The following is a 20,067-nucleotide window of genomic DNA, read 5'->3' as shown; positions in this document are numbered from 1 at the left end:
CTATTTTTTAAGGTCAGGATTAACCGTCGGGGCTATCCAATGTAACAAATCCGTTGCCAGCATGCCGCGCGTGCCCTGGCGTTGAGCAATGATATCCGCCGCCGTGCCGTGAACGACTGTTCCAGCGCATGCTGCATTATAAAAAGATAACTTCTGAGCGAGCAGACCGCCAATAATGCCTGAAAGGATATCACCCATTCCGCCGCTGGCCATACCCGCGTTACCGACATCGGCAAGTGCAATTTGCCCCTCTTGCGAGCCAATCAGCGTGCCTGCGCCTTTCAATACCACCACGCCGCCATAGCGCTGCACCAGGCGATGCAATGAAAGTAAGCGATCGCTTTCAATATCTTTGACTGAACAGTCCAAAAGTCGGGCTGCTTCACCGGGATGAGGCGTCAAGACGCGATTTTGCCGTTTCTCGGGAGCTTTTGCCAGCATGTTAAGCGCGTCCGCATCCCACAAAGCGGGTTTATCGCTAGCGGAGAGGAGCTTGAAAGCAGATTTACCCCACTCATTTTGGCCAAGCCCTGGTCCTATTACCACCGCGCTGGCCCATTCAAGCCCGGCTTTAATCGATTCTTCAGTAAGCTCCTGCACCATCAGTTCAGGTCGCGCGGTCAACAGCGGGCCAATATGTTGTTTGTGAGTGAGTACTCGCACCATCCCTGCACCAGCGCGCAGTGCGGATTCTGAAGCCATGCGAATCGCTCCTGCATAACCGATATCTCCACCGACCAGCAGTAAATGCCCGTGCTCGCCCTTGTGGGAGCACGGACGACGCGGATGCAGCCATTCCGGCAACCGCCTGGCATCCAGCCGCTGCAAAAGAGGCCGATGCCCGCTGAGCCAGCTTTGAAGGCCCAGTGCGTCGCAGTGCAACTCGCCGACGTAATCTCTGGCCTGCCCGGTCAGCAAACCCGGTTTCAAGGCGATAAATGTCATCGTCAGCGCCGCACGAACCACCTCTCCCGCCGCAGCACCGGTTTCTGCTGCCAGACCAGAGGGCAGATCCAGCGAAATTACTGGCGCGGAATATTGATTGATGGCCTTGATGTAGCCAGCCAGCGGCTCTCGCGGCGCCGAAGCTAGACCGGTGCCCATCAGCGCATCAACGATAAGCGCGCTGTTCTCAGGCCAGGGAGAGGCGATTGCGCCAATCTGACCGCCTGACGCAATCCACGCGCTTCTGGCCTGCTCTGCTTCAGCGGGAAGCGGCTTTTCACTGTCAACTGCCAATACGGTAACATTCAAACCGGCCAATTTTGCCAGCCGCGCGACTTCATAGCCGTCACCGCCGTTGTTGCCGTGCCCACAAAGCACCAGCCATTCAGTAGCATGGGGAAATTTCGATCGGGCCAGCTGAAAAGCCGCCGCGGCTGCGCGCTGCATCAATGTAAACAGTGAAAGGCCGCTATCGCGGGCAGCATCGGCTTCGGCCTTCCTTAACCAGTCCGCAGAATAGACGGAGTATGGTAAACTTGCCGGGTTCTGTTTTTCAATTTGGTTAGTCATGACACACCTCCTCGATCTCAGTCAATTAGCCCAACATATCAAGCAATGGGGCCAGTCGCTAGGCTTCCAGCAAGTTGGCATCTGCGATACCGACTTGTCGGTAGAAGAGCCAAAGCTGCAAGAGTGGCTTGATAAACAATATCATGGAGAGATGGAGTGGATGGCGCGTCACGGCATGCTGCGCGCCCGTCCTCATGAGCTGCTGCCCGGAACACTGCGGGTGATAAGCGTGCGCATGAACTATCTGCCCGCTAAGGCTGCTTTTGCGAAAACCCTGAATAATCCAACACTTGGTTATGTTAGCCGTTACGCCCTGGGCCGTGATTATCACAAAGTCTTGCGCCAGCGGCTGAAAAAACTCGGCGACATGATTCAGAATTTTTGCAGTGAATCGCAGCCGGATACTGCCCTGACCTTCAGACCGTTTGTCGATTCTGCACCGATTTTGGAACGCCCATTGGCCGAGAAGGCGGGACTTGGCTGGGTTGGTAAGCACTCACTAATTCTAAATCGTGAATCTGGCTCCTGGTTCTTTCTCGGCGAACTGCTGATTGACCTGCCCTTGCCAGTCGACAAACCGCAAGAAGAGCAGTGTGGCCGCTGCGTAGCCTGTATCACTACCTGCCCGACCGGCGCTATTGTCGCGCCTTATCAGGTCGATGCCCGCCGCTGTATCTCTTATATGACTATCGAGCTTGAAGGCGCCATTCCTGAAGAATTTCGTCCGTTAATGGGCAACCGAATCTATGGCTGCGATGATTGCCAGCTGATTTGCCCGTGGAATCGCTATTCGCAATTGACTGACGAAGATGATTTTAGCCCACGCGCAGCGCTGCATGCCCCAGAATTGATTGAGTTATTTAACTGGAAAGAAGAGAAGTTCCTGCGCATCACCGAGGGATCGCCGATTCGACGCATTGGACATCTACGCTGGCTGCGTAATATTTCGGTGGCGCTGGGAAATGCGCCTTACGACGAAAACATAGTTTTAGCGCTGCAAGGTAGAAAAGGAGAAAATAGCATGCTGGATGAACATATCGAGTGGGCTATCGCGCAGCAAACGGCAAGAAGAAGCGAACATCAGATAGAAGTGCAGTCTTCACAGAAGAAACGGCTGATCCGCGCTGTGGAAAAAGGCCTGCCTAGAGACGCATAAAACGCAGGTTTTTCTGTAAAAGCCGGAATTTCTTCGCTGTGCATAAAAATAAAAATGCTTTGCCGATCAACTGCACAAAAAAGCGCAAGAGATCACTATAACGTTTTGAGTTTATTTTTTATCTTTAAAAATCAGCAAGTTATTTTTTGGCAATATTGGAAGATCAAATAAAGAACAGTGCAAAAAACAAACTAAATCTGTGGATAACTCTGTTCACAAAATTAATTCAATCTGTTTTTTTAATAACAGAAAAGTCACGCAAGTGGCGTGGTGACTGGGGTGTTGATTGAATGAATAAAATTGGAGCGGGAAACGAGACTCGAACTCGCGACCCCGACCTTGGCAAGGTCGTGCTCTACCAACTGAGCTATTCCCGCTTAGGAGATGCAATGTGCATCGGTTGTAAATTGTTTCCAGTAAACTCTCTTCGTTTGAAGAGTCATTCACTTTTCATCAAGTACAACATTTGAAAAGTTTGGAGCGGGAAACGAGACTCGAACTCGCGACCCCGACCTTGGCAAGGTCGTGCTCTACCAACTGAGCTATTCCCGCGTCGCATGGTGCTTTTACTACCGTTTTTCTTTACTGCTCTTTTTTCTAAATCTAATCGATTGAAAAACCAATCAAAAAAATTTGGAGCGGGAAACGAGACTCGAACTCGCGACCCCGACCTTGGCAAGGTCGTGCTCTACCAACTGAGCTATTCCCGCTCTGCGTACTAACGAAATTCTTCATCGGTACGGGGTGCGCATTATACGAGAAATCTTCGCTCCCGCAAGCCCCCTTTCCTAAAAAAAACCGTTTTTATTCAAGAAATCGTTCAAGTGCCGATTAAAACAACGATTAGCTCAATTAACCGGCAATTTTGAGGTTTCAGAACGACATAGCGTTCTGAAAAATATTTTTAACTCTTTTACAGCTGGATGAAATGCTCACGATAATAGGCAAGTTCAGCAACCGACTCGCGGATATCGTCCAATGCCTGATGTGTGCCCTGCTTGGTAAAACCGGCAAGAATTTCAGGCTTCCAGCGACGAGCCAGCTCTTTCAATGTACTGACATCGAGATAGCGATAGTGGAAATAGGCTTCCAGCTCCGGCATGTAGTTAAACAGGAAGCGGCGATCCTGACCCACACTGTTGCCACAGATTGGCGATTTACCGGCGGGTACCCACTTTTTAAGGAATTCAATCGTCGCCTGTTGAGCCGCATTTTCATCAAAGGTGCTGGCTTTGACTCGTTCCACCAGCCCGCTGCCGGTATGAGTGCGCACGTTCCACTCGTCCATGAGCCCCAGCTGCGCCTCGGATTGATACACTGCCATCACCGGGCCTTCTGCCAGCACGTTGAGATTGGCATCGGTGACCAGCGTTGCGATTTCGATGATTCGATCGCGTTTTGGATCCAGGCCAGTCATCTCCAAATCGATCCAGATTAAATTGTTCTCACTTGCAGACGGGTTGGTATCAGTTAAAGACAGGTTGGTATCAGTTAAAGACATAGTGACTCCAGTCATGAATAGTCCCACAACGGTTAATTAATACGAAATAGCTGGTATCATAGCCCTTTTGGTCGCAACGAGCGATTGAAGCCAGTCAAGTGAGGCGCAGTGACTAAGATAAAACTGTCAAAAGGGCAACAACGTCGCGTTAAAGCCAACCACGAACGTCGTCTGACCAAGACCGACAAACGTAAAGAGCTGGACGACTCCCTGCACGGTGAACCGCAAGAAGGCGTGGTGATCAGCCGATTCGGGATGCATGCCGACGTTGAAGCTACCGACGGCAGCACGCATCGCTGTAATATCCGTCGGACCATCCGTTCACTGGTAACCGGTGATCGCGTTGTATGGCGCTCGGGCGAAAACGCCGATACCAAGGGCATCGTAGAAGCCGTGCATGAGCGCACGTCGGTACTGACTCGCCCTGATTTCTATGACGGCGTAAAACCCATCGCCGCCAACATTGATCAAATCGTGATTGTCTCGGCTATTTTACCCGAGCTGTCTCTCAACATCATCGATCGCTATCTGGTAGCGTGTGAAACCGTTGAAGTCGAGCCGCTGATTGTTCTGAATAAAATTGATCTGCTCGACGATGAAAGCCGCAAATTCGTGGCAGAAATGATGGATATCTATCGTCGCATCAATTATCGCGTGTTAGAGGTTTCAAGCTACACCGGTGAAGGCATGCCAGAGTTCATTACCGCATTGACCGACCGCATAAGCATTTTTGCCGGTCAGTCGGGCGTGGGTAAATCCAGCCTGCTCAACGCGTTATTGCCGCCTGAAAAGCAGCAGATTGTGGTCAATGACGTGTCCGATAACTCAGGTCTGGGCCAGCACACCACCACCGCCGCTCGCTTGTACCACTTCCAGCACGGCGGTGACGTCATCGATTCACCGGGTGTTCGCGAGTTTGGTTTGTGGCACCTGGCACCTGAGCAAATCACTCAGGGCTTCATCGAATTCAGGCCTTACCTAGGCTACTGCAAGTTCCGCGACTGCAAACACGGCAGCGATCCGGGCTGTGCCATCCGTGAAGCCGTCGACAAAGGCGAAATTGCAGAGGAACGTTTTGATAATTATCACCGCATCCTTGAAAGTATGGCCGATGTAAAAACGCGTAAAAACTTTGATAGCCTCTGATAAAAGTCGTCATTTTGATTAGAATCAGCCGCACACCATTTAGGCTATTTATTTCATTTTTCATAAAATCCGCTGCCAAGAAATAGCGGATATATCCAAAATAGTTCGAGCTGCAGGAAGTCGGTAAACGAGCAAATCCCAAAAGCTTATGCAAATAAGTGGCTGAGGTAAGCGATCGTTATCAACGCTCTGCGGTTCGAAATATGCAGGATATAAATTTACAAGAGGGTTGACTGTGCTGGATAAGCTCAAAATAAAACTTCAATACTTACTTCCTAAACAAGGACTTACTCGACTTGCTGGCTGGGGAGCCGAGCGCCGTGGTGCAATGCTGACCCATTGGGTGATTAAAGCGTTTGCCAGCTATTACAAAGTCGACATGAAAGAAGCGCAGGATCCGAGCTTTACCGCCTATCCGACGTTTAACGAGTTTTTTGTCCGCCCCCTGCGCGCCGGTGCGCGTCCGGTGGTGAGTGGTCTGGATATGCTATGCCTGCCAGCCGATGGCGCTATCAGCCAGCTTGGCCCGATTGCCGACGATAAACTGTTCCAGGCCAAAGGCCATTTTTACACGCTTGAAGCGCTGCTGGCAGGTAACTACGTGCTGGCAGAAAAGTTTAAACAAGGTCAATTCGCCACGATCTATCTGGCTCCTCGCGACTATCATCGCGTGCACATGCCTTGTGACGGCGTGCTGCGCGAAATGATTTACGTGCCGGGCGATTTGTTCTCGGTCAACCCGCTGACTGCGGCCAATGTGCCAAACCTGTTTGCCCGCAACGAACGCGTTATTTGCGTATTCGATACGGAATTTGGCCCAATGGTACAAATCCTGGTGGGCGCGACCATCGTCGGCAGTATTGAAACCGTGTGGGCGGGTCAGGTAACTCCACCGCGCGAGGGTATTATAAAACGTTGGACCTATCCTGCCACTGGCAGTGAAGGCGTTATTGCGCTGGAAAAAGGTCAGGAAATGGGTCGATTCAAGCTGGGATCTACAGTGATCAACCTGTTTGCTGCCGATCAGGTCACGTTTATGCCACAGCTGAAAAACGGCACCGTGACACGTATGGGTGAACCGTTTGCCGAGGCATTGCGTGCTCCTGCTGCTGAGCCAGTAATACCAGAACCAGAAAACGTCGTTTAGCTTTTAGTAAGCTAATCACGATTCTGCAAGAAATTTGTTTTCTAAAAGTTTGTGAAAGGATACTGCCTGTGCGCCTGATCCCCACCCTATTGGTGAGTTTGCTGCTGGCGCTGCCGCTGTATGCCAGCGCAGCGCTCTCAGAAGATCAGCTCCAGCAAGAGCTGAAACAAGCCGAATCCAATAAGGAGGGGGCCAATCAGGCGCAAATCGTTGAATCGCTGCAAAAGGCGATCAACTGGTTGGACGAAGCCAACGCCTCCACGGCGCGATCCGGGCAGTATCAAACCGCCATCGATGATTTTCCACGCCTGTCGCAAAGTCTGCGTCAGGAGCTGAAAACTCAGGCCGATAAGGCGTTGCCTGTTGACGATAGCCTGTCGAGCACCGAGCTTGACCAGCAAATATTGCAGGTCAGTAGCCAACTGCTGGAAGAGGCGCGCCAGCTGCGTCAGGAGCAGGATCGTTCTCGCGATATCAGCGATTCTCTCAGCCAGCTTCCTCAGCAGCAATCTGAAGCACGTAACGCGCTGGCGGATGTCGATCAGCGCCTGCAAAGCTTTAATAATAACAAATCGGCGCTGGCGCAGGCCCAGCTAAAGGCGCTACAGGCGGAATCTAACGCCCGTAAAGCCCGCGTTGACGAGTTAGAGCTGGCGCAGCTTTCTGCCAGCAATCGACAGGAATTATCGCGCATTCGCGCCGAACTGTATAAAACGCGCCACGATCGTCTCGATGAACAGTTGCAGACGCTGCGCAATAATCTCAACAGCCAGCGCCAGCGAGAAGCCGAAACTGCGCTCGAAAAAACCGAGCAGCTGGCCGAGCAAAGTGGCGAATTACCCAAATCGATTACCCAACAGTTGCAGTCCAACCGCGAACTTTCGCTGGCGCTAAACCAGCAGGCACAGCGCATGGATCTGATCTCTTCACAGCAGCGACAGGCTGCGGCGCAAACTCTGCAGGTTCGTCAGGCGCTGAGCACAATCAAAGAGCAGGCGCAGTGGCTCGACGCTTCTCCGCTGTTGGGTGAAACTCTCCGCGCCCAAGTCGCGAAACTGCCTGAAATGCCGAAACCGCAACAGCTTGATGGCGATATGGGCCAGCTGCGCGTGCAGCGTTTGCACTATGAGGATTTACTCGGCAAACAGCAGCAGTATCGCCAGGGCAAGCAAGACGACGGCCAGCCATTAAGCACCGCACAACAGAGGATCTTGCAAGCGCAGCTGAAAACCCAGAGCGATCTACTCAACTCGTTGCTTTCAGGCTGTGACACGCAAATTCTCGAGCTGACCAAGCTGAAAGTCGCCAATACTCAGCTGGTTGATGCTTTGAAAGATATCAATGACGCCGCGCACCGCTATCTGTTCTGGGTGGCCGATGTCAGCCCGATAGGCTTCAACTATCCGCTGCAAACCATGCACGACCTGAATCGCCTACTGTCGCTGGATACCCTGTCGCAGCTGGGCAAAGCCTCGGTAATGATGGTCACCAGCAAGGAAACACTGCTGCCGCTGTTTGGCGCGCTGGTGTTGGTGATTGTCAGTATTAGCTCGCGCCGTCATTATTATAATTTCCTGGATCGAGCCACCAGCCGTGTCGGTAAAGTCACGCAGGATCATTTCTCCCTGACTGCGCGCACCGTGTTTTGGTCGATTCTGGTCGCCCTGCCGCTGCCGGTGCTTTGGGCGGCGCTGGGTTTCGGGCTGCAAAGTGCCTGGCCGTTTCCGATTGCGGTAGCGATCGGCGATGGAGTCACCGCCACGCTGCCGGTACTGTGGTTGTTTATGATCAGCCATTATCTGGCGCATCCCAAAGGGCTGTTCATTACTCACTTTAACTGGCCACAGCGCCGCGTTTCCCGCGCACTTCGCTATTACTCGCTGTCCATCTGGCTGATCGTGCCGCTGATCATGGCACTGATTACCTTCGATAATCTTAATGACCGCGAGTTTTCAAACACCTTGGGACGCCTGTGCTTCATCATCCTTTGCGCCCTGTTGGGTCTGGTAACTCAAAGCCTGAAACGCGCGGGTATTCCTCTGTACCTTGATAAGCAAGGTAACGGCGAAAATCTGGTGAACAGCTCGCTGTGGTGGATGATGCTTGGCGCGCCGCTGATCGCCGCCTTTGCCTCGATACTCGGCTATCTGGCAACCTCGCAGGCACTGCTCGCGCGTCTGGAAACCTCACTGGCTATCTGGTTCCTGCTGCTGGTGATTTACCACATTATTCGTCGTTGGATGCTTATTCAGCGCCGTAAAATTGCTTTCGAGCGTGCCAAGCAGCGACGAGCAGAAATCCTTTCACAGCGCGCCAAAGGTGAAGAAGACACACCTTTGGCTAACAGCAACGAAGGTGCGATAGAGATTGAAGAGCCGGTGGTTGATCTGGATGCCATCAGTTCACAATCGTTAAGACTGGTGCGCTCTTTGCTGGCCCTGGTGGCGCTTCTCTCGGTCATTGTACTGTGGTCAGAGATCCACTCGGCGTTTTCTTTCCTTGAAAACATTAAGCTGTGGGACGTCTCTTCCACCACTCAGGGCGTTGAGAGCATGCAGCCGATTACTCTTGGCCACGTGCTGATCGCCATCCTGGTGTTGATCATCACCACTCAGCTGGTGCGTAATCTGCCTGCCCTGCTCGAACTGGCGCTGTTGCAACATCTCGACCTGACGCCGGGAACCGGCTATGCGGCGTTGACCATCACCAAATACGCCGTATTGCTGATAGGCGGTTTGACGGGGTTCTCAATGCTGGGAATCGAATGGGGCAAACTGCAATGGCTGGTTGCCGCTATGGGCGTCGGATTGGGCTTCGGCTTGCAGGAGATTTTCGCTAACTTTATCTCGGGTTTGATGATCCTGTTTGAAAAGCCGATTCGAATCGGCGATACCGTGACGATTCGCAATCTCACCGGCAGCGTAACTAAAATCAACACCCGCGCGACCACCATTGTCGACTGGGATCGCAAAGAGATTATTGTGCCCAACAAGGCCTTTATCACCGAGCAGTTTATCAACTGGTCACTGTCGGACTCGGTCACTCGCGTGGTATTAACCGTTCCCGCGCCGGTCGAGGCCAACAGTGAAGAAGTGACGTCAATTCTCACCCATGCGGCCCGCAAGTGTTCATTGGTGCTTGATACCCCCGCTCCCGAGGCGTATCTGGTTGATCTGCAACAGGGTATCCAGATATTCGAACTGCGTATGCATGCCGCCGAGATGGCGCACCGTATGCCGCTGCGCCATGAAATCCATCAGCTTATTTTGGCTGGATTCCGCGAGCACGGCATTATTTTGCCATTCCCGCCGTTCCAGGTGCGGATGGAAACTTTGCATCGTGCACAGAATGGCGGCAATGCCACGCTCAGCAGCAGCGGACCGAGAAATCAGGGCGATCTCTGATTAATACGTTCTTTCCTCGAACCAACAGTGGTTCGGGGGAAGAGCGGTCTTAAATATAAATCTTATTTCTTATATAAATTATATTTAATTTAACAGCCAGCTTAAATATAAATATTTTATAAACCGTGCCCTGACTTTCCTGACTAGTACGATATCTCTGCAAGCAAATAACCTTGAAAATAGCCATCACAAAACGAGTTTTAAACTCTCCCAGCGTTGAATTTAATTTACTACAGCGTTGGAATTAGGCTGGATATTTCAAGGATTTCAAATGCGAAACGTAATGCGTCTATCAAAACTTTCTCAGTGTATTTTATTAGCCACCTCATCATTAATGATTGCGGGTAATGCCTCTGCTGCAACACCAGTGCTTAAATTGTCTGAACAGGCCTCGGGTCTTACTCAGACTAAGTCTGGCGCAAATCACGTTACTGAATGGAATCTTGATCACTTAAACGGTAATGCAGCCGTATTGGCAAAGACAGCAGAGAATCATAATGTTTACTTCTCTGGCCCTGGCGTTGCTGACATAAGAGCAAGCGGAGATAAGCAGGAACTGGTAGTTGCCGGTACTGATCTTTCTGGTAGCTATATTAATATGAGCAAAGGCGGTAGTGCGAACCTTTATCTACTACCCGGTAGCAAAGTGGATATGGTCGGAATCGGCGATAGCGGTGCAAAAACGGATGCCACTGTGATTCTGAATAATGCCGCACTGTTAGGCCAAAAAACTTCCCACAAATATGATGATAAATCGTCAACAGCTTACATGCACGGTGCAGCTATCTGGGTTGATAAGCTAGACAACGGTAATATAAATATTATTGCAGACAACCAAAGCATGATTAATGGTAATATTTTCTTAAGGGGCACTGGAGATAAAAACATCACATTAGATAATTCCGTGATGACCAATGGCACTATCGCATCGAGCGGAAAGTCTCTGAATAATGTCATCATTGAGAATAGCCAAATCATCCCTGAAACTTATAACATGGTTGATGAAAATTCAGTTTCTTCAACTCAAATTGATGATGCGATCGAATTAAGAAAAGCGAATGAAAATCACGTAGGCATTATTAATTCTAAAATAAAAGGTGGTAAGGACCTGAGAAGCGAAAGCGACTCAGACTTATTCATCGAAAATAAAAGTATTGATTCAGGATATATTAACATCGCGGCTGGCGGCAAAGCTGCCTTAGATATTAGTGACTCAATTCATAATGGTGACATCACTATTCTCGGCAAGAAAGGAGCTACCGTATTCATTACCGATCATGCCCAATCTACCGGAGACGTATCCTTGGGCAACGGGAATAATTTACTGACTGTTTCCAACAACTCGTTAATGACAGGTAACGTTATTGCAGATAATAAGAGCAAAACATCAATGACTGTCGGCAATAACAGTCAATTTCTGGGCAGCATTGCTGGCGTTAAAAAGCTGTCAATTGTTGATAACAGTCAAATAGTTACGCATGAACTTAAAGACATGCATATTGCCATGAACGATCACGCCAAGCTGCTTGCAACCGATCTCAATCACAGCAATATCGATATGAGCAGCAATAGCCAGTTCAACATCACTCATGCGACTGGCGAAAACACCGTGACGGTGAACAACCTCTCTGCGGACGCTACCGCGGGCATGCATGCCCTAGGTGAGGTTAACGCCTCGAAAGGTGCAACGGTAACCACCAAATTTGCCAACGATAAACAAACCGTTTCTGCACGTAATGGCGCTTACAATAACGATCTTGCGATTCTTGAGGCGAGTAAAAAATCCAAAGCAGGCGCTGATCAACAGAAAACCGTGCTTGTCGTGAAAAGAACTGAACTGGCAAATGATGTACAAAGCAACCTTGCCGGTCTTGATGGAGCAAAACAGTCAGCAGTCGCGGTAACAAACAGCATTGCTAACCGCATGAACACGCTTAATGCCAGCAACCTGTTTAACGGTGTGCATGAAGGCGCGAGCGTTTGGGGCGACTACCTTTATCAGAATGCCAACCTGAAAGGTAATACTGAATCCGCTAGCACATTACAGGGCCTGAATACCGGTGCAGACTGGACATGGAAACTTGCTAACGGCGATAGCCTGACTTCAGGCATGTCATTGGCGCAGGTAAAAAATAAACTGAGCAACGCATCAGCTTACGGCAATTACAACAACCACGTAACCGGCAATTTCTACAGCCTTTACGGCGGATGGCAGCAGGCGCTACAGAATAAAACCTGGAGCCTGTTTACCAATGCCAATCTTAGCTATGGCAAGCTGAGCTATTCTGCTAACAGCAATAACGTAGGCGCTTCAACCTCAGGCATTAAAGAACATCTGAACAGCGCTTATAAAGGCAAGGTGCTTAATGGTGAAGTGCGCTCTGGTATTACTATCATGGCAACTAAAAATATCGCGGTACAGCCTTATGCCATATTGGGTATGAACAAAGCCACCTCTGACGAATATGCTAATACAAATATCAAGTTCAGCAATAATAAGAGCGGTTCATGGTATGCCGGTATCGGAACGCGTGTAACGGGTGATGTTGATGTGAAAAGCATCAAACTGATGCCTTGGGCTGATGTGAGCTACACTCAGGAATTTGCGGATAAAACCAGTATTGCAGCGACCTCGGCCGCGACAAATGGTGATTTCCAATCCACCAAGGGCAAAATGCGTAAAGTCGTTTCTGCCGGTGCAGGCGTTAACGCCGCGGTGACGAATAACCTGAATCTGAATTCAGGCATCTACACCAGCGCGGGTGATACCAGCAAAGATGTCAGCGTTCGTCTGGGCGTGAACTACAACTTCTAAACCTACTGATTTAGTCGTTAAAAAGGGCTGGCGTTTGCCGGCCCTTATACTTTCAATTGCCGATACAAATCAGGCAAAAAGTTTCTTTGCGGCCTGACGGTGTGCTGATATCAGAGATTTTACATCCAGACCGACAATTTCCCCTTCCCGCACGCGCCACTTGCCACCGACCATCACGCTGTCTGCCCGCTCTGCACCACAGAGCAATAGTGCGGCGATGGGATCATGACTGCCGCTAAAACGTAGCTCGTCCAGCTTAAACAAAGCCAAATCCGCCTGTTTACCCACCGCAATCTGCCCGATATCGTCACGACCAATAATTCGAGCCGAACCACGCGTTGCCCAACCCAATATTCTCTCTGGCGTGGCATATTCGGTGCCGTAGCGTAAACGCTGAAGATACAGTGCCTGACGCGCCTCATACATTAAATTTGATGCATCGTTGGAGGCCGAGCCGTCAACACCCAGGCCAATCGGCACACCCGCAGCCTCTAAATCACGCGCAGGGCACATTCCAGACGCCAGCCGCATATTCGAGACCGGGCAATGGCAAATGCCGGTGCCCGCTGCTCCCAGGCGGCGAATCTCTTCATCGTTGAAATGAATACCGTGTGCCAGCCAGGTACGATCGCTCAACCAACCGACGCTGTCGAGATAGTCCACCGTGCGCAGGCCAAAACGTTGCTGGCAAAACTGCTCTTCATCGAGCGTCTCGGCCAGATGAGTATGCAGGCGGACGTCTTCGCGCTCGGCCATCGCAGCGCTTTCACGCATAATATCGGTGGTCACTGAAAACGGTGAACATGGCGCCAGAGCAATCTGCATCCAAGCCCCCTCTCCGCGCTGATGATAACGGTCAATCAACCGCTGACTGTCCAGCAAAATCGCCTCGGCAGACTGCACCGTATGCATCGGCGGCAGTCCACCGTCGTCCTCGCCCAAACTCATCGAACCGCGCGTCAGCAAAGCGCGCATGCCAAGCTCTCGCACCACCTCAACCTGTACGTCGATTGCCTCTTCCATACCCTGCGGAAAAAGATAGTGATGATCCGTGGTGGTGGTGCAGCCTGAAAGCAGCAATTCGGCCATTGCGACGCGGCTTGCCAGCGCCAAAGCCTCGGGTTGCAAGCGCGCCCACACCGGATAAAGCTGCTTGAGCCAGGGAAACAGCGGCGCATTGACCACCGGCCCCCAGGCTCGGGTCAAGGTTTGATAAAAGTGATGATGGGTGTTGATAAGCCCCGGAAGCAAGACGCATTCCGAGGCATCGACGGTACTGTCGACCGGCAGCGCGGGATGCTGCCCGGCAGACAACAGCTCGACGATGCGCGAGCCTTCAATCACAAGGCCGCCATCGGCATTCAGCTCGTTGGCGGTGAAAACGGCGAGCGGGTTTTTGATCCAGGTTCGTTGCGATAACATCACTGGCTCCTTTATGTTAAGAATTTAAGGTTAGCCAGCTCAGTTATGCCCTGTCTGCTGATCCAGGGGCGCCATAGCGCAGTTAATCAGTTTACTTTCAACGGCTCCACGACTGTTTTAGTGTTTTCAATCGGCATCAGGAAATTCAGCAACATAGCGACAATTCCGCCACTGGTGACCGCATGGCCAAAGATGTTTCCTATGACCTGTGGGAACTGTTTCAGCACATCTGGCACAGCCTCAATGCCCAGGCCGATACCAAACGAAATAGCGATAATCAGCATCTCGCGGCGACCCAGCGGTGCCTGAGTCATAATGCGAATACCGGCAGCTACCACGCTGCCAAACATGACCAGCGTCGCACCGCCCAATACCGGTGCCGGGATCTGCTGCAATACGCCGCCAATGACTGGGAACAGGCCCAATACAGCCAGTAATACGCCAATATATAAGCCAACGCGGCGGCTTGCCACGCCGGTCATCTGGATGACTCCGTTGTTTTGCGCAAAGGTGGTATTCGGGAAAGACGAGAACATCGCGGCAATGATGCAGCTCACGCCGTCGGCCAAAATCCCCCCTTTCAGACGTTTGCGGAATGCCTCCCCCTCTATCGGCTGCTGAGAGAGCATGCAGTTGGCGGTTAAATCGCCCACCGCCTCGAGAATGCTGATAAACGACACTAACGCGATAGGCGCGAAGATAGTCCAGTCAAAATGGAAGCCAAAGCGGAACAGGTGAGGCAACTCAAACCAGCTTCCCTGTAGCGGCTTGAAGGTCAGGTGACCAGTCAGTGCTGCGGCCAGACATCCTACGGCAATACCCACCACAATGGCCGACAGGCGCAGAGCGCGAATGGGAATACGGTTAAGGATAACTATCACTAACAGGGTTAACGCGCCAAGCCCGAGATTTGCCGGTGCGCCAAAGTCTGCTGCGCCGTTGCCACCGCCCCAGTCGGTGATGCTGACCTTAATCAGGCTGATGCCGATGAGAACGATCACGGTACCGGTGACCAGCGGCGTAAACACTCGGCGCAGCTGACCGATAAAGCGACTGATCAAAAGAGGGATAAAGGCAGCAACAAAATTGACACCAAAGATCATCGCCATAATATCCTCCGGCGAACCGCCTCGGCTCTTGACCAGGAAGCCTCCCGAGAGTATCACGCCAAGAAAGGCGAAGCTGGTGCCTTGCAGGCAGATCATCCCCGCACCAATTCCCATGATGCGGCGTGCCTGAATAAAGGTGCCGATCCCGGAAGCCAGCAATGACATACTGATAAGATAAGGCAAATAAGCATTCAGCCCGAGTACCGATCCGATAATCAAAGGTGGGGTGATGATCCCGACCACACTTGCCAGCAGGTGTTGCACGGCGGTGAAAAATGCAGTCGTTGGAGCGATGCGTTCTTCAAGTCCGTAGAGCAGCTCTTTTTCATTGGATTCTGACATAAAAAGGTTCCGCAATAAGGGGAGTAATTAATCTTGTTATGCATAAACCAGGCCACCCGAAGGAAAAATTCACTGCACGGCTCGCAACATCGCGAATTATCAGGCTTTGGCGAGATGATTTTTTCCTGAAACTTTAAAATCATGAAATTATCATTTGCATACTTTTGTTTCATAAGGTGCAAAATTAAGCCCAATTCGCACTGTTAATGTGCAATGGGTCAGAGTGAGCATTGAATCAGGATAAAAAAAATCCTGACCGCTTACAGGCCAGGATTATTTTACAGACGCGCAACGTCAATCAGGCACGCGTTACAGGGAATGCCAGCACGTCGCTGAGGTTCTCAGCCCCCAGCGCAATCATAATCAGGCGATCTACGCCTAGTGCAACCCCAGAGCATTCCGGCATGCCGTGCTCGAGAGCCGCTAACAGGTTGTTGTCGATTGGATGCTGTGGCAGGCCACGCGCAGCGCGCTTACGGTTATCCTGCTCAAAGCGCTGACGCTGCTCGCGGCCATCGGTCAATTCGCGGAAGCCGTTTGCCAGTTCAACGCCTTTGTAATACACCTCAAAACGCTCGGCTACGCGGTGATCTTCAGTGCTGATCTCTGCCAGAGAGGCCTGAGTTGCGGGGAAATGATAAACAAAAGTCGGCTTGTCGCGGCCAATATGGGGTTCTACTCCCATCGCAAACAGCAATTGAAGCAAGGTGTCGCGATCTTCTTCTTCGTCGGCGATATTGGAAAGATCCAATTTTGCCGCAGCTTCGCGCAGCTGGGCTTTATCGGCTGACAACGGATCAACCTCAAGATGGCGAATAAATACCTGCTGATAGGACACGGTTTCTGCCGCATTGCAGTCGAGGATCTGCTGTAGCAGGTCATCCACCTCATTCATCAGGCGATACATGTCATAACGCGGACGATACCACTCGAGCATAGTAAATTCCGGATTATGGTAACGACCCGCCTCTTCATTGCGGAAACTGCGCCCCATCTGGTAGATAGGCCCGCTTCCCGCCGCAAGCAGGCGTTTCATGTGATATTCCGGGCTGGTCATCATGTAAAGTGTCATGCCTTCAGCCGCGCCCGGACCGACAAAGCGAGTTTCAAAAGGAAACAGGTGAATGTCGGTAATCGTCGCCTGGCTCATGGTCGGTGTTTCCACCTCCAGAACGCCGCGATCGCTGAAAAAACGCCGAATTTCAGCAAGGATTGCCGCACGCTTCAACAAATTGGCGATAGATGCACTGGGTTGCCAGCTTGCTGTTTCGCTCATGATGACTTACTCCAATATCAGACAGGGCATGCAGTCTACTCGCATCGCGACGGGCAAACAAATTTCCATTAGCTACAATTAAACTTCAACATAAGAAAGGGAAGACTATGCGTATCTGGTCAAAAATGGGTGTTATTGTTTCTGCATTACTTTCAGTCGGCTGCAGCATTACTCCGCCTGACAACGTCAAAGTGGTAAATAATTTTGAATTGAATCGATATCTGGGAAGCTGGTATGAAGTCGCGCGACTCGACCACAGTTTTGAATCCGGCCTACAACAAGTGACAGCTAATTACAGCCTGCGCAACGACGGCGGCGTAAAAGTTATCAATCGCGGATTTAACCCAGAGAAAAACAAATGGCAGCAAAGTGAAGGCAAAGGCTATTTTACCGGCCCAACTTCCAGAGCCGCGCTTAAAGTCTCATTCTTTGGCCCCTTCTACGGAGGCTATAACGTAATCGAGCTGGACAAGGATTATCAGTATGCTTTGGTCTGCGGCCCGGATAAAAGCTACCTGTGGATCCTTTCAAGAACCCCTCAGCTTCAGCCAGGCGTGAAACAGCATTTGCTTGAGACCGCTCAGCATTACGGTTTTGATACCAACAAGCTGGTGTGGGTCGATCAGTCAAAAGCGACGCAGTAATTTGCCAGGGGGTGACACTGCAAAACGGTTGTCACCCTTATACCATCGGCTTTTAAATCAGTGCTAGGCTGCGCGTGAAATTGCACGGCCACCTGACGATATATCCTCGCCCATGCCGCGGAAGGTATTGCAGCCGCTCAGCAGGCTGGCAAGCAGCAACACAGAAATGATGGCAAGAATACTTTTCTTAAACATAAAAAAACCTTCCTATTAGAGAATGTAAAGTAAGACATTTTAGGTGTAGTTAATTCCGCGCCCAGAGAAGACTGATTGAGGGAGTCTTAGGTTCAATAAGAAGTACTGCAGAATATAAAAATTAATCAAAGTAAAACCATACACCAGGCGGAGAACGCCGACTCTGTGGTCAGCCTGCTCTGGAAATAAGCCCCTGCAAAACATCAATGCAGAGGCTCTTTATCATACGTTTGGGCGAAAATTACTTAACGCGAGAAACGTATTCGCCAGAACGGGTGTCAACGCGAACAACTTCACCGATCTGTACGAACAATGGAACCTTAACTACGGCGCCAGTGGACAGAGTAGCAGGCTTGCCGCCGGTACCTGCAGTGTCACCTTTCAGACCTGGGTCAGTTTCAACGATTTCAGCTTCGATGAAATTCGGTGGCTGAACGGCGATAGGACGACCGTCCCACAGAGTCACGATACATTCCGCGTTGTCTTGCAGCCATTTAGCCGCGTCAGAAACGGTTTTCTCTTCAACACCGTGCTGCTCGAAAGTCTCAGGGTGCATGAAGTGGTAGAACTCACCGTCGTTGTACAGGTAGTTCATGTTGGTATCAACAACGTCCGCGCCTTCACAAGAGTCGGTAGACTTGAAGGTTTTCTCGACGCGAGAACCGGTCAGCAGACGACGCATTTTAACACGCGCGAATGCCTGGCCCTTGCCCGGCTTAACAAATTCACTTGATTCGATAGCATAAGGCTCGCTCTCGAACATGATTTTAAGACCCGGACGGAAATCGTTGCTAGAATAAGTCGCCATGATGGCCCTCTTAATTTTAAACTGGTAGCTTAGCCAAAAAAATGGCACACATTGTAACCCTAAATACGCCATTTAGAGAAGATTGGTTGTATCAACTCGGCGATGTAATTACGGACCCGGATGAACTGCTTACTCTTCTGGCACTTAACGATCATGCAGAACTGCAGCAGGGCCACGATGCCCGTCGTTTATTCCCGTTGCGCGTGCCTCGCGCATTTGTTGCACGCATGCAGCCGGGCGATCCACAAGACCCGTTACTTTTGCAGGTACTGACTGCCCGTGAGGAATTCATCACGGCACCTGGCTATAGCACCGACCCGCTGGATGAACAAAAAAGCGTGGTGCCGGGGTTGTTGCACAAGTATCGCAATCGCGCGTTGCTGCTGGTCAAAGGCGGCTGTGCGGTGAACTGTCGCTACTGCTTCAGACGCCATTTCCCCTATCAGGAAAATCAGGGAAACAAAAATAACTGGTCTCAGGCGCTGGAGTATATCCGCACTCAGCCAGAACTGGATGAAATAATTTTCTCCGGTGGTGATCCGCTGATGGCTAAAGACCACGAACTCGACTGGTTAATCACCCGGCTTGAGGAGATACCGCATATAAAACGCCTGCGAATTCATACACGTCTGCCGGTGGTTATCCCTGCACGTATCACTCGGGAACTTTGCCAGCGACTAAGCGAATCACGTCTGCAGGTGTTGTTGGTGACCCATATTAATCACGCCAATGAAATAGATGACGCACTTCGAGACAGCATGACGCGTCTGAAAAAAGCCGGTGTCACGCTGCTCAACCAGAGCGTTTTGCTGCGTGGCGTGAATGACTGTGCCGACAAGCTGGCAATGCTAAGCAATGCGCTGTTCGATGCCGGTATCCTTCCGTACTACATCCACGTTTTGGACAAAGTTCAGGGCGCGGCGCACTTTATGGTCGAAGACGAAGAGGCGCGGATGCTGATAAAAGGTCTGTTGAGTCGCGTTTCGGGCTACCTGGTGCCAACACTGACGCGTGAAATCGGCGGTGAGCCGAGTAAAACACCGCTGGATTTACGCCTGACTCAGTCCTGACTTTTTGTCACTGTGTCATTTAAAAAGAAAGCAAAAGGGATGCCCGTTGGCATCCCTTTTTTATTGGCTAGCGCTATCAGTTCTGGCCGCTTACGGGCACTTATAAACCTGTCCGACCATTTTGCTGTCCAGCGGCGCAAAGCTGGAGAAAACACTCTGCGTTGGGCTATTGGCACCATAAATAGTATTACCGCCCATGTCTGCCGCCTTGTTACGCAGGTCGTTTGCAGCACCGCGCATGGAACTGCCATCACCCGAGGTGCCTGACATCCAGTTACTTTGAGCACCGGTCACGGTTCCCAGTAGCTGACAGTGGCTGCTCGGTTTGTCATCGGTGAATTTCACCTGCTGACCGGCAGAGCTTAATTGGTGTGCTGTGCTGCAACCTGCCAGCAGCATGACTGCCGAAAGGCCAAGCAACATTTTAATCCGCATCTCTTTCCCCATTTGTGTTGAGAAGAACCTAACGCCTATCAGATAACATTTCGCAATCTAAGGCATCCGTTGCCGAGTTTAC

15 protein-coding genes and 3 tRNA genes are annotated in these 20,067 nt (G+C 51.0%); 7 read left to right on the top strand and 11 right to left on the bottom strand.

Features of this window, described 5'->3' with window-relative positions:
- Positions 1 to 1,515, bottom strand: a complete 1,515-nt coding sequence (gene nnr / locus AB3G37_RS02575) for a bifunctional ADP-dependent NAD(P)H-hydrate dehydratase/NAD(P)H-hydrate epimerase (RefSeq protein ID WP_369789621.1) — start codon at positions 1,513 to 1,515, stop codon at positions 1 to 3.
- Between nnr and queG the strand changes: the two genes are divergently transcribed.
- Entirely contained in the window at positions 1,514 to 2,671 is a 1,158-nt protein-coding gene (gene queG, locus AB3G37_RS02570) for a tRNA epoxyqueuosine(34) reductase QueG (protein ID WP_369789620.1), read from the top strand. The genes nnr and queG overlap by 2 nt on opposite strands.
- 301 nt (positions 2,672 to 2,972) lie before the next feature.
- Here queG and AB3G37_RS02565 read toward each other — a convergent pair.
- The 4 genes from AB3G37_RS02565 to orn all read right to left on the bottom strand — a co-directional run bounded on the left by AB3G37_RS02565 (position 2,973) and on the right by orn (position 4,172).
- Positions 2,973 to 3,048 (bottom strand) — tRNA-Gly (locus tag AB3G37_RS02565).
- Positions 3,049 to 3,147: 99 nt separating this feature from the next.
- A tRNA-Gly gene (locus tag AB3G37_RS02560) sits at positions 3,148 to 3,223 on the bottom strand.
- Between the two features lie 82 nt (positions 3,224 to 3,305).
- A tRNA-Gly gene (locus AB3G37_RS02555) sits at positions 3,306 to 3,381 on the bottom strand.
- Positions 3,382 to 3,584: 203 nt separating this feature from the next.
- Positions 3,585 to 4,172 (bottom strand): oligoribonuclease, encoded by a 588-nt coding sequence (gene orn / locus AB3G37_RS02550; protein ID WP_009636732.1) that lies wholly within the window; start codon positions 4,170 to 4,172, stop codon positions 3,585 to 3,587.
- Between the two features lie 108 nt (positions 4,173 to 4,280).
- Here orn and rsgA point away from each other — a divergent pair, with 108 nt between their 5' ends.
- The 4 genes from rsgA to AB3G37_RS02530 all read left to right on the top strand — a co-directional run bounded on the left by rsgA (position 4,281) and on the right by AB3G37_RS02530 (position 12,684).
- A complete protein-coding gene (gene rsgA, locus AB3G37_RS02545) occupies positions 4,281 to 5,318 on the top strand; it encodes a small ribosomal subunit biogenesis GTPase RsgA (protein WP_009636731.1) in 1,038 nt (345 codons plus the stop codon).
- 235 nt (positions 5,319 to 5,553) lie between these two features.
- A complete protein-coding gene (gene asd, locus AB3G37_RS02540) occupies positions 5,554 to 6,465 on the top strand; it encodes an archaetidylserine decarboxylase (protein WP_369789619.1) in 912 nt (303 codons plus the stop codon).
- A gap of 68 nt (positions 6,466 to 6,533) precedes the next feature.
- Positions 6,534 to 9,869 (top strand): miniconductance mechanosensitive channel MscM, encoded by a 3,336-nt coding sequence (gene mscM / locus AB3G37_RS02535; protein WP_369789618.1) that lies wholly within the window; start codon positions 6,534 to 6,536, stop codon positions 9,867 to 9,869.
- Between the two features lie 271 nt (positions 9,870 to 10,140).
- Positions 10,141 to 12,684, top strand: a complete 2,544-nt coding sequence (locus tag AB3G37_RS02530; protein ID WP_369789617.1) for an autotransporter outer membrane beta-barrel domain-containing protein — start codon at positions 10,141 to 10,143, stop codon at positions 12,682 to 12,684.
- Positions 12,685 to 12,753: 69 nt separating this feature from the next.
- Here AB3G37_RS02530 and AB3G37_RS02525 read toward each other — a convergent pair whose 3' ends face one another.
- The 3 genes from AB3G37_RS02525 to epmA form a co-directional block, all read right to left on the bottom strand.
- Positions 12,754 to 14,106 carry an 8-oxoguanine deaminase gene (locus AB3G37_RS02525; RefSeq protein ID WP_369789616.1) on the bottom strand — a complete coding sequence of 451 codons (1,353 nt, stop codon included), beginning with the start codon at positions 14,104 to 14,106 and terminating at the stop codon, positions 12,754 to 12,756.
- An 86-nt stretch (positions 14,107 to 14,192) separates the two neighbouring features.
- Complete coding sequence (locus tag AB3G37_RS02520) at positions 14,193 to 15,557, bottom strand: nucleobase:cation symporter-2 family protein (RefSeq protein WP_369789615.1); 1,365 nt, start codon at positions 15,555 to 15,557, stop codon at positions 14,193 to 14,195.
- A gap of 298 nt (positions 15,558 to 15,855) precedes the next feature.
- Positions 15,856 to 16,833, bottom strand: coding sequence for an elongation factor P--(R)-beta-lysine ligase (epmA, locus tag AB3G37_RS02515; protein ID WP_369789614.1), 978 nt, complete (start codon positions 16,831 to 16,833; stop codon positions 15,856 to 15,858).
- A 107-nt stretch (positions 16,834 to 16,940) separates the two neighbouring features.
- Between epmA and blc the strand changes: the two genes are divergently transcribed.
- On the top strand, positions 16,941 to 17,477 hold the full coding sequence (gene blc, locus AB3G37_RS02510) for an outer membrane lipoprotein Blc (protein WP_009636724.1): 537 nt from the start codon (positions 16,941 to 16,943) through the stop codon (positions 17,475 to 17,477).
- Between the two features lie 63 nt (positions 17,478 to 17,540).
- On the opposite strand, the gene AB3G37_RS02505 is transcribed toward blc, so the two are convergent.
- Together AB3G37_RS02505 and efp are read right to left on the bottom strand one after the other, a co-directional pair.
- A complete protein-coding gene (locus AB3G37_RS02505) occupies positions 17,541 to 17,672 on the bottom strand; it encodes an entericidin A/B family lipoprotein (protein WP_009636723.1) in 132 nt (43 codons plus the stop codon).
- A gap of 241 nt (positions 17,673 to 17,913) precedes the next feature.
- Complete coding sequence (gene efp / locus AB3G37_RS02500) at positions 17,914 to 18,480, bottom strand: elongation factor P (protein ID WP_009636722.1); 567 nt, start codon at positions 18,478 to 18,480, stop codon at positions 17,914 to 17,916.
- A gap of 41 nt (positions 18,481 to 18,521) precedes the next feature.
- Here efp and epmB point away from each other — a divergent pair, with 41 nt between their 5' ends.
- On the top strand, positions 18,522 to 19,550 hold the full coding sequence (gene epmB, locus AB3G37_RS02495; protein WP_369789613.1) for an EF-P beta-lysylation protein EpmB: 1,029 nt from the start codon (positions 18,522 to 18,524) through the stop codon (positions 19,548 to 19,550).
- 90 nt (positions 19,551 to 19,640) lie between these two features.
- On the opposite strand, the gene AB3G37_RS02490 is transcribed toward epmB, so the two are convergent.
- Positions 19,641 to 19,985: a DUF4156 domain-containing protein gene (locus AB3G37_RS02490; protein ID WP_009636720.1), complete on the bottom strand. Its 345-nt coding sequence runs from the start codon at positions 19,983 to 19,985 to the stop codon at positions 19,641 to 19,643.
- Positions 19,986 to 20,067: the final 82 nt, after the last annotated feature.

Origin of the sequence: Rouxiella sp. WC2420, assembly GCF_041200025.1 — a bacterium.
In the GTDB taxonomy this organism is placed as follows: Bacteria; Pseudomonadota; Gammaproteobacteria; order Enterobacterales; family Enterobacteriaceae; genus Rouxiella.
This window is presented reverse-complemented; position numbering and strand designations above follow the sequence as displayed.

Coding starts and splice junctions, on each gene's coding strand:
- queG (WP_369789620.1), top strand. CDS start 1,514: ATGACACACCTCCTCGATCTCAGTCAATTAGCCCAACATATCAAGCAA.
- nnr (WP_369789621.1), bottom strand. CDS start 1,515: ATGACTAACCAAATTGAAAAACAGAACCCGGCAAGTTTACCATACTCC.
- orn (WP_009636732.1), bottom strand. CDS start 4,172: ATGTCTTTAACTGATACCAACCTGTCTTTAACTGATACCAACCCGTCT.
- AB3G37_RS02530 (WP_369789617.1), top strand. CDS start 10,141: ATGCGAAACGTAATGCGTCTATCAAAACTTTCTCAGTGTATTTTATTA.
- AB3G37_RS02525 (WP_369789616.1), bottom strand. CDS start 14,106: ATGTTATCGCAACGAACCTGGATCAAAAACCCGCTCGCCGTTTTCACC.
- AB3G37_RS02520 (WP_369789615.1), bottom strand. CDS start 15,557: ATGTCAGAATCCAATGAAAAAGAGCTGCTCTACGGACTTGAAGAACGC.
- epmA (WP_369789614.1), bottom strand. CDS start 16,833: ATGAGCGAAACAGCAAGCTGGCAACCCAGTGCATCTATCGCCAATTTG.
- blc (WP_009636724.1), top strand. CDS start 16,941: ATGCGTATCTGGTCAAAAATGGGTGTTATTGTTTCTGCATTACTTTCA.
- AB3G37_RS02505 (WP_009636723.1), bottom strand. CDS start 17,672: ATGTTTAAGAAAAGTATTCTTGCCATCATTTCTGTGTTGCTGCTTGCC.
- efp (WP_009636722.1), bottom strand. CDS start 18,480: ATGGCGACTTATTCTAGCAACGATTTCCGTCCGGGTCTTAAAATCATG.
- epmB (WP_369789613.1), top strand. CDS start 18,522: ATGGCACACATTGTAACCCTAAATACGCCATTTAGAGAAGATTGGTTG.
- AB3G37_RS02490 (WP_009636720.1), bottom strand. CDS start 19,985: ATGCGGATTAAAATGTTGCTTGGCCTTTCGGCAGTCATGCTGCTGGCA.